At 34.9% G+C, this 14185-nt stretch carries 12 protein-coding genes; 4 read left to right on the top strand and 8 right to left on the bottom strand.

All coding sequences use genetic code 11. From position 1 onward, the window contains the following. The 3 genes from ABWO41_RS08200 to ABWO41_RS08190 all read right to left on the bottom strand — a co-directional run. A partial coding sequence (locus ABWO41_RS08200) for a 7TM-DISM domain-containing protein (RefSeq protein ID WP_353136241.1) occupies nucleotides 1-1714 on the bottom strand: 1714 nt, incomplete at its 3' end. Between the two features lie 87 nt (nucleotides 1715-1801). Then, a complete protein-coding gene (locus tag ABWO41_RS08195) occupies nucleotides 1802-1978 on the bottom strand; it encodes a DUF6496 domain-containing protein (protein ID WP_353136238.1) in 177 nt (58 codons plus the stop codon). A gap of 59 nt (nucleotides 1979-2037) precedes the next feature. Next, a complete protein-coding gene (locus ABWO41_RS08190; RefSeq protein ID WP_353136235.1) occupies nucleotides 2038-2478 on the bottom strand; it encodes a hypothetical protein in 441 nt (146 codons plus the stop codon). Between the two features lie 123 nt (nucleotides 2479-2601). On the opposite strand from ABWO41_RS08190, the gene ABWO41_RS08185 reads away from it, so the two are divergent. Next, complete coding sequence (locus tag ABWO41_RS08185) at nucleotides 2602-2793, top strand: hypothetical protein (RefSeq protein WP_353136232.1); 192 nt, start codon at nucleotides 2602-2604, stop codon at nucleotides 2791-2793. Between the two features lie 48 nt (nucleotides 2794-2841). Here the strand turns inward: ABWO41_RS08185 and ABWO41_RS08180 are convergent, their stop codons facing one another. Together ABWO41_RS08180 and gldB are read right to left on the bottom strand one after the other, a co-directional pair. Continuing rightward, nucleotides 2842-3606: a patatin-like phospholipase family protein gene (locus ABWO41_RS08180; RefSeq protein ID WP_353136229.1), complete on the bottom strand. Its 765-nt coding sequence runs from the start codon at nucleotides 3604-3606 to the stop codon at nucleotides 2842-2844. A 7-nt stretch (nucleotides 3607-3613) separates the two neighbouring features. Continuing rightward, nucleotides 3614-4657: a gliding motility lipoprotein GldB gene (gldB, locus tag ABWO41_RS08175; RefSeq protein WP_502945639.1), complete on the bottom strand. Its 1044-nt coding sequence runs from the start codon at nucleotides 4655-4657 to the stop codon at nucleotides 3614-3616. Nucleotides 4658-4750: 93 nt separating this feature from the next. On the opposite strand from gldB, the gene ABWO41_RS08170 reads away from it, so the two are divergent. The 3 genes from ABWO41_RS08170 to ABWO41_RS08160 are packed head-to-tail and all read left to right on the top strand — an operon-like array spanning nucleotide 4751 to nucleotide 7519. Next, nucleotides 4751-5392, top strand: coding sequence for a porin family protein (locus ABWO41_RS08170; RefSeq protein WP_353136223.1), 642 nt, complete (start codon nucleotides 4751-4753; stop codon nucleotides 5390-5392). Between the two features lie 35 nt (nucleotides 5393-5427). After that, a complete protein-coding gene (locus tag ABWO41_RS08165; RefSeq protein WP_353136220.1) occupies nucleotides 5428-7068 on the top strand; it encodes an NAD+ synthase in 1641 nt (546 codons plus the stop codon). A 19-nt stretch (nucleotides 7069-7087) separates the two neighbouring features. Further along, nucleotides 7088-7519, top strand: a complete 432-nt coding sequence (locus ABWO41_RS08160; protein WP_353136217.1) for a nuclear transport factor 2 family protein — start codon at nucleotides 7088-7090, stop codon at nucleotides 7517-7519. A 95-nt stretch (nucleotides 7520-7614) separates the two neighbouring features. Here the strand turns inward: ABWO41_RS08160 and ABWO41_RS08155 are convergent, their stop codons facing one another. The 3 genes from ABWO41_RS08155 to ABWO41_RS08145 all read right to left on the bottom strand — a co-directional run bounded on the left by ABWO41_RS08155 (nucleotide 7615) and on the right by ABWO41_RS08145 (nucleotide 14154). Next, the gene (locus tag ABWO41_RS08155) at nucleotides 7615-8364 is read right to left on the bottom strand and encodes a hypothetical protein (protein ID WP_353136214.1); all 750 of its coding nucleotides are present in this window, start codon (nucleotides 8362-8364) and stop codon (nucleotides 7615-7617) included. Between the two features lie 88 nt (nucleotides 8365-8452). Next, nucleotides 8453-12508, bottom strand: a complete 4056-nt coding sequence (locus ABWO41_RS08150; RefSeq protein ID WP_353136211.1) for a hybrid sensor histidine kinase/response regulator transcription factor — start codon at nucleotides 12506-12508, stop codon at nucleotides 8453-8455. A 236-nt stretch (nucleotides 12509-12744) separates the two neighbouring features. Further along, entirely contained in the window at nucleotides 12745-14154 is a 1410-nt protein-coding gene (locus ABWO41_RS08145; protein WP_353136208.1) for a sialate O-acetylesterase, read from the bottom strand. Nucleotides 14155-14185 lie beyond the last annotated feature (31 nt).

Genomic DNA, 14185 nt, shown 5'->3' with positions numbered 1-14185 from the left:
AGAATAGGGTCTGCTTAGTATCGTTTGAATTTTTAACTTCTATACCCAGTTCTACGAAGCCTTTTTGTGTGAATTTTATAGCATTATGAACTAAGTTACTCAGTATCTGGTGCAACCTTGTGGGATCTCCTTTTAAGTGAGGACTTAGTTTTTTATCTAAATTAAGACGCAAATCTATTCCCTTATCATCAGCAAATGAAAGTTGAGAGCCAATTAGGTTTTGAGCAAGTTTGGTGATATCCATCTTAATATTTTCAAAAGAGATCTTACCTGCTTCAATCTTGCTATAGTCGAGTATATCATTGACAATTGCTAATAAATTGTTTGCCGAGAATAACATGATATCAAGCTGCTCTTTCTGATCTTCTCGGGGATTGTTTTTTAACAGAAGATGAGTAACTCCTATTACGGAATTTAACGGAGTCCGGATTTCGTGACTCATTGTACTTAAAAACTCGCTTTTGGCAATTAGCCCTATTTCGGCCTCTTTTTTTGCTCTTCTTAGAACGAAAGAGACACGGTGCGAAAGAGCAAGCGATTGCAGGAAAAATATACTAATATATCCGAAAAAATTAAGAATTTGATGGTGATCAATAAGTCTCCAGTAACGAAAGAGTGTTAAAGAGAAGATTAGCAATAAAACCAAAGTACTGGCTATGGTATAAATAGATCCGGGTCTGTTTCTTTTATATGCTAACAAATAAACATAAGGTGTGTAAGTTATACAAAACAGGCAGACAAAAAGAAATGGTGTTATTAATTGCGTAAAAATGAATGGTGAAAAAAATATCGTAGCCAAAGAAAAAGAAATGCAGACAATAACAACGGTACGAATAACGTACCTGTTTACATCAAGAGGGAAAAGGAATCGGTTATATAAAGTAAATAAGCCAATACTCGAAAAAAGACTAAAATATTCCAGTCGAATAGTTATGTACCAACTTATATCCGGAAATAAGGAATGTAATAGATAGCTTTCAGTTCCTATTATTCGATAACTGTACAGAATAGAAAAGAGTGCGAAAAAGAGTATTGCATTGTCTCTTCTGCCAACTAAAAACAAGGCAAGAAAGAAGAAACCTCCCATTATAAGACATCCTGTTAAGATAAGAATAATAGCATCACTTCTATTCTTTTTTAGCTCCAAATGTTCCTTTTGGCCTATTAGTAGCGGGTCCATAGTGCCACCTTTACTGTGAGTGTAATTAGCTACCTGTAAAGTTAGGATGAGAGTATCTGTAGTGGATCTTAAACGTACAAGTTTGGTTTGCCAGTGCGGAATAAAATTTGTCGAAGAGGTAGTAACGTTTCCATTTTCCGAGACTAAGCGATTATCAATAAAAAGTTTATAGGAAGAATATGTAGGGGGAACAAGAATTGTATAAACAGCGCTATCGACAGGTAGAAGAAGTTTTGCCATATAAGTGGCATAACCAAAACTGGGCAGCGTCTTTCCCTGAATTTTATAATTCGTCCACTTTAAAGGAAAATCAACTAAAAGGCCTCCCTGCGGAAAGGAATCGGACGGGTCAATAAGTTTATTCCAGTAGAAAAACCATTCGCCTTTCATTTTAATGTTTTGGGAAAAATCTTGCTTACGTAAATCAAGAATTCCTTTTTTGGCATAGATCTCAGATTCGTCAGAAGAAAAAACTGAGGTAAATGAAAAGCAGAAAAATAAAGTAAGAAACCAATGACTTAACCTTTTAAGCATTTCCTTATAATATCGCTTTTTTTGAGAGCTTATAAAGATAATTATTTTAAAAAGATATTATTTACAATTCTGCTTTTCCTCTAAGTGCTATTTTTTCTTTTTGGGAACTTTTAATCCTTTTTCCCGGGCTTCCGAAATGCCTATAGCCACCGCCTGTTTTTTGCTGGTGACTTTATCGCCGGAGCTGGACTTGAGCTTGCCTTCTTTATACTCCTTCATAACGTCCCCGATTTTGTCCTGAGCCTTTTTTGAATATTTTGCCATAGTTATAGATGTTTGATGTACAAGTTATAACAAATAGCGAAGGGAAATGCTTTCAGAAATTATTTTTTTATTACAATAACGTAGCCTGTTGGCTTGCTAATTAATGCATCATTGACGGATAATTTAACAATTTCCAATGAACCGCAGCAATCGCCCTGTATATATTTTGTTTCTACTTTAATGGTGTCTTCCAGATTTCCATTTAACCAAATCTGTATTTCATCAGATCCAATAATCTGAAAAGAGATATAATTGGTACTTTTTTCTATTGAATAAGGTAAATCTTTATTTAAACGTAAACTATGAAGTTTTAATTCGAGGCCGGCATTTTGATCCTTCTGCGAAATTAAAGATGCATTGCTCTCATCCTCTACTATATTCAGTTTTAATGTTTCAGAGGCACTGGTACAGTCCATATCGCAGATATCATTGTCTTTTTCCTTTGAACATCCAAAGACAATACCAACCAAAAGTAATAATGAGAATATATGGCGTTTCATAACAGCAAAATCTTTATCTAATTTTTACGTCGAAGTGTTTAATATCGCTACAATTATAAAATAAAATGTGTTTTATTGAACAATAATTATATTTTTGCAATGGTTAAAACTAATTTTCGAATTATGAGCATGGTAAACGCAAACAACCCGTCACACTACAAAGTAATTGTTATCGGTTTATTTGTTACGCTATTTGGTGTATATATTAAGCAAATTATAGAGCATTCTTTGGTTATAGATTTATTAGGTTGGGTATTAACTTTCGTAGGAGCCCTAATTTCTATTTCGGGTGTTTTTAAAATTTTAAAAGGTTAATTTTTTAGACGATATAAGAAAAGGCTTCATCAAACGATGAAGCCTTTTTTATTTTATACTAGTAAGTCCTGCCTCGGTTATTTTTTTGAGTGCACTTTCGTGGGCTATCCAATAAATTTCTTCAGCTCTTTGTATTTCAAAAATACCTATACTTCCTAGATTTTCAGGTTCTATTAACAAATCTACTTTTTTAGTTTTTTCTTCGACATCATGGTTTACAGATAATGTAGCTGTACGTTCTAAAATATGTTTAATACTTCTGATCTGCTTAATTGGAGGTAAATGATTACAGGACGAGCCTATAATATAATCACAATCGGTGAGAAGTGGTTCTACGGGGAAATTATTTAAAACACCACCGTCTACATACAGATAATTATCAATTGCAATTGGATTAAATACGCCCGGAATGCAACAGGAAGCCAATACTTTTCTAATGAGCTGACCGCCCTCATGAAAATAGGTTAATTTTCCATTGTTGAAATTTGTAGCTGTAATGGTTAATGGAATATTTAATTCATCAAAAGAATCGTGAGGTAGATATTCTTTAAATAGCTTGTACGAAGACTCTAAATTCAATAAAGCGGGTTTTCCATAAGCCAACTTTAATAAGCGGAGTAATCGGGTGTTCTGAAAAATTTTAAGGGCATCGTAAGGGTCCACAAGGTTTGCATAGAGAGCACCAGCAATAGCTCCGGCACTTGTCCCAGTTATATGAGTAATTTGAATGTTTTTTTCCTTTAAGGCTTTTAAAATCCCTAAGTGAGCAATTCCTCTAACTCCGCCACCACTAAGAACAAGTCCTATTTTCATAACCAGTTTATTGTTTATGTTCGGGTCTGTATTTTGACCGTTTCAATATCTTCTGATAATCATTGTCTTTCATTAAATCCTGTAAAGTAACCTCAGGATTATTCTTCATATAGTTTTTTACGATTTGCCAGCCCGTGTAAATACCCAATTTTGGTGCCGAATCGTTGTGGCTTCCAAGACCTGGAGTAAACGGAGCTTCTGAAAGGTATTTCTGAATTTTGAGGTAATCGCTTTCATACAACAAATTTTCTTCTAAGAAATAAGCCCAAATATCACTTTCGAATTGCTTGGCCCAGTCCATTTGCTGTTTGCTATAGCCTATAATTGTACTATCTGCCAGATTTGGCTGAACTGCTTTCATAAAATACATAGACTTACCCTGATAAATCATTTTGTCCAGTAATGTTTGAGTTTCCGGTTCTGGAAACAATTCTTCTCTGGTAATAACTTCCACAATTCTGGGAGCAATATTATCCGGAGTAAATCTTCTGCTGATATATCTTGGGATGCTCTCCACCAAAGCAGGATAAAATTTAGATTGAGTACCTAAAAACATATCTAAGCCAATTCCAACATAATCTACTCCAATTGGCGTCTGAATTTGAAAACCAGAGATATAAGTAACTATTTTTGGGACTTTTTGTTGTGGGTAATAATATTTAATGTGTTTAAAGGCCTCTGAAATGGACGGTTCGGCCATTTTTAGATCTTTAAAAATGCTGTCTGTCTCATGTTGTAAATCTTTAAAAGCAGTTCCGGTTAAAATTTGCCTTACTAAAGGGTAATAACCTGTATCTGTAGTGCTGCCCAGATTTAGGATCTTGCCAAAGTAATCGTGGTAAAATGCTCCATACTTCTTCTCTAAAACAGGTAATTGGCTTGCCAGGCTATCGGGGTTTACTTTTGCCAAATCTCTGTCAAACCGTTCAATTCTCAGGTCTACTTTAATGTTGTCAACATCTATTCTTTTATCCTGGTTACAAGATGAAAGGCAGATGAAGCTTATCAGGAAAAAAAAGTTAAATTTGACACTGTTATATGAAAAGCTCATTTTCATCATCATTCTACTATAATGTTCGAATTTAGGGAAAATACACGGGCTTTGTAAAAACATATTTTTAAGATTAACTATAACGCTATTGAGATGAAAAAACTATTAACAATTGCTCTGGTATTTCTTTTCGCAAACAATCTAAAGGCTCAATACAGAGAAGGTTCGGATTTTAAACTAGGTTTAACTGCTCACCCGACTTTGGGCTGGATTCGCTCTGATATTAATGCTGTTAAATCTGACGGATTGAGAATGGGATTTAGCTATGGTGTTTTGGGAGATTTCCTTTTTAGAGATACGTATGCATTTAGTACTGCATTAAAACTAACCACCATAAATGGCAAAACAGAGCAAACCGAAGGAGCAACAGTTACGCAATCTGTCTATAAGCTGCAATACATAGAAATTCCTGCTAAATTAAAGTTGTTAACGGGCGAAGATAAAAGTATCCGTTTTTATGGGGAATTTGGCTTAGGAAATACTTTTAACGTAAGAGCTAAAGGAGATGTAAAATCTAATGATGCCACTATTGCTGCAGAAGACAGTGATATTTATAAAAATATATCTTTTTACAGAGGTTCTATTATTATAGGTGGCGGAGCAGAAATAAGTACTTCTGGTAAGACAAGACTATTGGCTGGCTTAACATTTGATAATGGTTTTACAGATATCCAGAAGGGAGCCGGAACTTTAAAGAATTCTTATTTAGGAATTAATTTGGGTGTTTTCTTCTAACAGTGGTAATAAACAATTAGTATAATTAGAGGATTATGAAGATCGCATTAGCTCAACTTAACTATCATATAGGTAATTTCCCGTCTAACACAGCAAAAATTATTGAGGTGTTAGATAAAGAAAAGAAGAATGGGACAGATTTAGTTGTATTTGCTGAATTGAGTGTATGTGGTTACCTGCCTAATGACTTTTTGAATTACAATCAATTTATTAAGAAATGTACCGAGGCGTTAGAAGAGATAAAATCTCATACTAAAGGCATAGCCTGTATTGTTGGTGCACCGGAAATTAATCCGGTATTGGAGGGAAAAGATCTTTATAATGCGGCTTTTTTTATTGAAGAAGGAGAGATAAAGCAGATTGTTAGAAAAAGCTTACTTCCTACTTACGATATCTTTGATGAATACAGATATTTCGAGCCTGCGTCTGAGTTTAAATGTATCGAATTTAAAAACTATAAAATTGCATTAACTATTTGCGAAGACCTGTGGAATTTAGGTAATAATCCTTTGTATAAGACTTGTCCTATGGACGAGTTAATAAAGGAAGAGCCAGATTTAATGATTAATATCGCTGCTTCTCCTTTTGATTATAAACATGAGGAGCAAAGATTAATGATATTATCTCAAAACTGCAGGAAATATCAAATACCGCTGTTATACGTAAATCAGATAGGAGCTAATACAGATCTTATTTTTGACGGAGGTTCTCTGGTTTTTGACAAAGCAGGAGATATTGTTGCTGAATTGCCTTATTTCAAAGAAGATGTTCAGGTATTTGACATAGGGCAGTTAAAAAGTGCTATTGTGCTCGGCGAGTCTTCCCGGCAAAAAGAACCTGTAGCGCAGGTTTATGAAGCTTTGATTTTGGGAATTAAGGATTATTTCCAAAAATCGGGTTTTAAAACAGCTACTTTAGGATTATCTGGAGGTATTGATTCTGCTGTAGTATGTGCTTTGGCAGCAGAAGCTTTAGGAGCCGAAAATGTTTTTCCTGTATTATTACCTTCCAGATATTCTTCAGACCATTCCATAAAGGATGCTATTGATTTGGCGGAAAACCTGGGATGTAAATATACAACTGTTCCGATAGCAAAGATTGCAGATACTTTTGAGGAAAGTTTGGCCACAGAATTTGAAGGGCTTCCTCAGAATCTGACTGAAGAAAACATTCAGGCAAGATCCAGAGGGGTAATATTAATGGCCTTATCCAATAAATTCGGGCATATACTTTTAAACACAAGTAATAAGAGTGAATGTGCCGTCGGCTATGGAACCTTATACGGAGATATGTGCGGTGCCATCTCTGTTATTGGTGACTGTTATAAAACACAGGTTTATAAACTGGCGGATTATATTAATCGCGAAAGAGAAATTATTCCTGTAAATACAATTAAAAAAGCTCCCTCGGCAGAGTTAAGACCGGATCAGAAAGATTCTGATTCTTTACCTGAATATGATCTTTTAGACAAAGTACTTTTTGAGTATATAGAAATGCAAAAGAGTGCTGATGAAATTATTGCTGCCGGATTTGATGAAACGACGGTAATCAGAATTCTGAATTTGGTGAATAATGCTGAATTTAAACGATTCCAAACACCACCAATTTTAAGAATTTCCCCAAAATCTTTTGGAATAGGGCGCAGAATGCCTATTGTTGCAAAATATAAATTCTAAAAAATTAAATCTTTACATAATGAAAAAAGTTATCACTTTAATTGTTGTAGTATTTATGAGTGTATCTAGTCTATCAGCACAATCCAAATCAGAAAAGCAAGTTGAACAAGCGGTAGAAACTATGCGTTTGGCTATGATTTCCGGAGATAGAAATGTGTTGAACAATCTGGCTTCAGATCAGTTAACTTATGGACACTCTAGTGGCAAGATAGAAAGCAAAACAGATTTCGTAGAAACTTTAGCAACAAAGAAATCGGATTTCAAGAGCATTACTCTAAGCAACCAAAGTATAAATGTGCAAGGTAAAACAGCTGTAGTACGCCACGTTTTAGATGGAGACACTTTTGACGGAGGTAAACCAGGAAAAGTACATTTAGGAATTGTACTGGTTTTTGCAAAAGATGGTTCTAATTGGAAATTATTAGCAAGGCAGGCGTATAAATTACCTTAATAAAAAAAACACGTTACAATAACTGCAAAGGACACAAAGAATATAAAGAAGAGAGATACTTTATATTCTCTGCGTCCTTTGTAATTTGAATCGGTTTATTCTTTAAAAGACTCGAGCCGGTGAATCCTCGTAACATTCCGGATTTCAGTATTTGGATATTCGACCTTAAGCTGTTCTGTTAAATTTTCATGAAAGCTGAAATAAGCAGGTACAATAGGAGATTCCATAATCTTATTCTTTCCATTCATTTTGCTTCGGCTATATTCAATCATCAATTGATATTGATACGATTTATCGTCGTAAGAGAGGTGGATTGTTTTGGTGTTATTATCAAAAGAAACCTCGCCCAAAATTTCTCCCCCATCAATTCCACCAGGGAAAACATGTAGCGTAGAAGAGCCAGAAAGATAACTTATTCCATAAAGTGCTCCAATAGCTAATGGATTGCTCGTATTTAATTTTGTTTCAATTTCTGTTTTTATGTTTTGATCAGAAACCTCAATAACAAAGTCATATGACTTAACTTCGAGCAGACTGAAACCTCTGCTAACCCAAACTTTTACTAAAACCTGTTCCTTGCTGTTTTGATCTATAATTTTAATTTCTGTATATCCAACTTTATGAGAAGTAATCTTAATCTCGTCGCCTTGTTTTTCTGCAGTGGCTACATTTTCATCCGAAGTAATAATACTAAAAGGTTCCTGAATTGCGGACAGTGAAACTGTTGTATCATTGCCCAGAGTAATTCCTAGTTCAATAGTTTCGATTTCGGGTTTTACATCATTCTTCTTACAGGCAGCAAATAACGCAAGAAAAAAAACAAGTAATTGCAGCTTTGGTCTCATAATACTAATCTTAAAAGGTTTATTGATTTTATCTTTTAGAACTGTACGACCAATGCTGTTTCAATGATACAATATCTGTAAAATGTCTTCAATTGGCAGGTGATTTGTTGTTGGAATTATTCTTTTTATATTCAGACGGAGTTACTTTAAAGAATTCTTTAAAACACTCCCTAAAATATTTCAGATCGTTGAAACCAACCTGATATGCAATTTCAGAAACATTCATCTTGGTCTGGCTTATCAATTGCCCTGCTTTTTTTAATCTGATTGTGCGAATAAACGTCGAGATATTTTGACCGGTTAATGCCTTTAGCTTAGTGTATATTACAGTTCTGCTCATATTCATCTGATCTATAAACATCGATGTATTAAAGTTTTCGCTTGTAATATTCTTTTCGACAACAGCAATCGCTTTCTCCAGGAAAATTTCATCAGGAGAGGTTACAGTTAGCTCTTTAGGTTCAAGAATTGCATCTTTTTTAAATTTTCGGATCAGGTTTGCCCGGGTCGTCAACAGGTTATTTACCCTAACCTCCAAAATATCTGCGTTGAATGGTTTAGTTATATAAGCATCTGCACCTGTTTGATATCCCTTTTCCTGATGTATATGAGATGTTTTTGCCGTAAGCAGTATAACTGGTATATGGCTGGTCATCAGTGTATTTTTAATATTATTACATAATGCGAAACCGTCCATAACGGGCATTTGAATGTCGCTGATGATCAACTCGATAGGATTCTGTTGAGCTAATAAGATGGCCTGTTCTCCATTTTCAGCAACAAAAACATTGTATTTGCTGGTAAATATATTCTTGATGAAATTTTGCAGATCCAGATTATCCTCTACAATTAAAAGGCTTTGCAGCTCATCCTGATAAGGTTCTATAGATTGTAGATTTTGTCCGGTTTGTTGGAGTGAGTTCAATTCTGTGTCTATATAAAATGAATTGTTTTCATCAACAGGTTCTATTTCCTCTATTCGTTCATTTGCAGCAAGATGTTCATTGCCCAACCTTAATATAATGCTGAAACGAGTGCCTTCTGCTACCGAGCTTTTAACTGTTATTTTTCCTTTATGAAGCTCTACCAGCCTTTTTGTTAAAGATAAACCAATTCCTGATCCTAGATTTTTCTTTTGGTTGTCTATTTGATAAAACTGATCGAAAATAAGGTTGGTGTACTCTTCAGGAATAACGTAGCCGAAATTGACTACGCTTATTTTAACATAATTTACCAGCTTCGAATTTAGTTTTTTGGATAGTGTAGAAATATGTATAGTGACTTCGCCATGGTCGTCGCTGAATTTAAACGCGTTAGACAACAGATTAAAGAGAATGTTCTTCATCTTGGATTTATCAAACCATACCTGAATGTTTTCGCTATTAGAAACTAATTGGTAGTTGATATTCTTTTTTTCGGCCAACGAATCAAACGACCTCTTTATTTCCTGGACAAAGGGTACTATATTGCTTTTGGATGCCTGAAGCGTTAGTTTTCCCGACTCACTTTTTCTGAAATCAAGGATTTGATTGACCAGCTGGAGCAACATTTTTGAATTTTTCAGCATAATACCATGTTGTTGCTGAATGTAGCTGTCGCCCATATTTTTGCTCATCATTTTCTCCAATGGGCCAATAATCAATGTCAATGGCGTACGGAAATCATGAGATATATCTGTAAATAAGCTTAATCTTAACTGACTAATTTGTTCTGATTTTTCCTTCTCTTTTCTTTCTTTGATCCTGAGCAAGGTCAATTTTCTGATATAAAGAAATATACCACTCAACAAAGTCAGATAAAGCAGATATGCCCACCATGTTTTCCAAGGAGCAGGTAATATTTTGATTTTTATGAAGTCGCCTTCTTCGTTCCATACGCCGTCATTGTTAGCACCTTTTACTCTAAAAACATAATTCCCTTCTTTGATATTAGTGTATACTGCCTTTCTTTGGTTGCCAACATAATTCCACTCTTTGTCATTGCCTTCTAATATATAAGTAAACTCATTTTTTTCGGGATGCATGTAGCTTAGTGCCGTAAAGTCGATACTAAAATTGTTCTCGTTGTACTTAAGCGTGATGGTTAAAACAGAGTCGGTAATTTTAGTATACGGAGCGTTGTTTACCTCTATATTGGTGATATCAATTTCGGGGACAAAAGTGTTTTTCCTGATATCATTAGGATCAAAATAAGTTAATCCGTTTGTTCCCCCAAAAAATAACTCCCTGTCTTTAGTTTTATAAAAAGAACCATAGTTAAACTCGTTTCCCTGAAGACCGTCTAATTGGTTATAGTTTTTTATACTGTTAGATTCAACATTTAATCGGCTGATTCCGTTATTGGTACTTATCCATATATTTCCATTATTGTCAGATAGAATGCCATATATAATATCGTTTGGTAGTCCATCTTTGATACCGTATGATCTGGCTTTTTTAGTCTTCGGATCGTATAGGTATACGCCTTCACCTTCTGTGCCTATCCAGTAATTGTTGAAATTATCGACAAAAATGCAATTTACATACAAGGGAGAGTCTTCTTTTGTTGTTTTTTTAAGGGGGATTTTTTCTCTCCTTTTCGTTGTTATATTAATGGTCTCAAGGCCATTATCCCCACCAATAAGCAGCACATCAGAATCTTCTGTCTGTACAATACTCATAATGCTTTTAATGTCCCTGTCTATTTTTGATAATATTTTTGTGCTGACGTCATAAAAAATAAGCCCGCCGGTTAATGTACCAATCCAGATATTTCCGTTTTTATCTTCTAAAAGAGTCAAAACTTTGTAGCCCTTTAACAGCACATTGTTGTTTTTAGGGAAGTCGATAGTCTTAAACTCGAAAGGTCTTTTTCTGGGGTTCAGAAAATTTAGTCCACCGTCATGTATTCCAATCCAAATATTTTCATCGCGGTCAATAATTACCGATTTTACATTGTTAGCACTTAAACTGTTTGAATTATTCGGATCGTTTTTATAATAGTTAAACCTTTTTGTCGCTTTATCATAAAAATTCAGTCCTCCGCCTTCAGTGCCTATCCATAGATTTCCTGTAGCATCTTCAGCAATGCCGCTAACTACTCTGTAATTTAGTTTGTTGCTGGTATTACCAAAAGAAATGTTTTTAAAGGCCCCGTTGTCTCTGTTGTAATAATTCAGTCCATCTGCCCAGGTTCCCAACCACATATCTCCTCTCGAATCACGAATAATTTTATAGATGGAGTTTTGGCTTAAGCTATTTGAATTGTTTTCATCATGTACGATGTGTTTTAACTGGGAATGTGCCGGATTCAGTATATAAAGACCTGAGTAACTTCCTATCCATAAATTACCCGAAGGATCTTCGCATATACTACGAACGGCAGTTGAAATAGCCTTCTTGCCATTAAATTCGAAATCTACGAAACCTTTGGTTTTAGTATCATATAAAGCCAATCCTTGCTCGTAGCCTAACCATATTCGGTTTTTTTGATCTACATATAGTGTGGGGAGATCGTTCAAATGGATATTATTGCTGTTTTTCTTGGGGTAATCCAGGCGTTTGAAGGTCTTTTTGGTTGGATTATAAATATCAATATATCTTGTATTACATATCCATATATTTCCCTCTTTGGTCTTAAGCAAATATCGACTTTGGTTACCACTTAACGAATTGGCATTAGTATGCTGCTTTTGAATACGTTTTATAGCATTAGTATGAATGTTTATCTCAATAATACCATTGTCTGTAGCCGCCCAAATTAGCTCGCGGTTTATTTGCACAATGCCACGCACTATATGATCGGCAATATTGCTTTGTTTCTCAGAATGTTTGTAGCGAATAAATTGGTCTGTTTTTGGGTTATATTTATTTAGCCCAATTTGTGTTCCTATCCATAAATTACCGTAACTGTCTTCATAAATAGAGTGAATATTATTGTTGCTTAAACTGTTAGTGTCATTTAAATCGTGTCTGTAAATGATGAATTTGTTGCCGTCAAACTTATTAAGCCCGTCTCGTGTACCAAACCATAAATATCCTTTTCTATCCTGTATAATAGCCATTACTGATCTTTGTGACAAGCCATTGGCTGATGTAAAATGCTGGAATTTAAAGTCTTCTGGTATGTTGTTTAAATTCTGAGCAAATGTTGGTTGCAAAAGCATCCGGAAAAGCAGAATACAAAAAAAGAAACAGGCTTTCATTCGTTGAACGGTTGTTGACCAAATTTAACAAAATATATGACTGATTTGGTTGGCCATTGTTTCTGGTTTATTTCGATCAATTGGAAATATAACTCTCAAATATTGGCTTAATTTTTTAGAGATAAGGTTTCCATAGCTTAATATATCAATAAAAATCTACGTTAAAAGAACAAAAATTTATTTGTGGAAAGTTCATCTTACTCTGTCCAGTCGTCTGTTCTGAACGAAGAAGCGGGTAATCCGTAAATATTAAAGAGTGAACCTTCAACAAAGTTTTTCCATCCATAACGTACGGCGACAGGTTTATCTACCAAATCACTGTAAACGGTTAACTGACCTCTTTGAATTATAGCTTTTGCAGGTTTAAAAACTCTGTTTTCACCGGCGATTTCGAAGTGATCGAGTTCTTTTCCGAAACTGGAAACTCCGTTTGGAGCAAAATCAAAATCTATGTCGATTTTATTACCTGTAATTTTCATTGATTTGTAAAGAGGTCCACTATATTGAATGCCATTGTAACCATAGGTCTTCGCCAAAGCCCAATAGGCCAAACGTTGAGCTACTTCTGTTTTTTTAGCGGGATGAATACAGTCTTTTTCTCCGATGTCCATCGTCACCGCCATACCGGTATTTATAGTGTTTTGTAACGTATGGAGCTGTGCTTCTCTTAAAAATGCAGAATTAAAATCGGGTTTATAATCGAATGGAGCTATTTGTGTAAAATAGAAAGGAAAATCACCAAGGTTCCATTCCTGACGCCAGTTGTTAATCATTGCGGGGAATAATCGTCTGTATTGTTCAGCATTATGACGGTTTGATTCTCCCTGATACCAGATTATCCCCTTTATTGTATATGGAATTAGTGGGGAAATCATCGCATTAAATAATGCAGAAGGTGAATTTACAGTAATTTCCGACGAATTTTTAATAGAATGGAAATCAAATCCATTAGCAGCTAAAGTTTTGTTATTTGTCCAGGCCTCTACACGAGTGCCACCTACACTGCTACAAATAATACCAACAGGCACTTTTAATATTTCTTGTAATATTTTCCCATATGTATAAGCTACAGCACTAAACTTAGCAGTATTTTCTGGTGTAGAATTTTTCCATAACCCTTCACAACTGGTTAGAGGTTTATCACTTGCTGTACGTTTAACATGAAATAATCGGAGTTGATTATTAGTGCTGTTCATGATCAATTCATTCGCACCGTATACTGGTTGCCCAGGGAAGCCGCTCAAAGGCATTTCCATATTAGATTGTCCAGAACATAGCCAAACTTCACCCAGAAGTACATCCTGTAACTCTATATTGTTACTTCCTTTAATAGTAATTGAATATGGCCCACCAGCTTTTATGGTCTTGATAGCGGTTTTCCAATCACCGTTTGAGTCAGTTTTAGTGTTGGCTTTTTCGCCCCAACTTGTTTTTAAGTTTATTTTAGTATTAGGCTTATCGGTGCCCCATATTAATACTTCTGCATTTTGTTGAAGAACCATCTGATTGCCAAATAGCGATGCTAATTTTGTTTGTGCATGTGCGATTGATCCTATCAGGATAAATTTCAATAAGGTAAAAACTAAAATATTTCTTGAATTTTTCATAAGAGGGATTGTGAAAGAGCTATTTTATGGG

The sequence above is a fragment of the Pseudopedobacter sp. genome (assembly GCF_040392825.1).
Taxonomy (GTDB): Bacteria; Bacteroidota; Bacteroidia; order Sphingobacteriales; family Sphingobacteriaceae; genus Pseudopedobacter.
The sequence above is the reverse complement of the archived record's forward strand: the minus strand, read 5'-3'. Positions and strand labels throughout refer to the sequence as shown.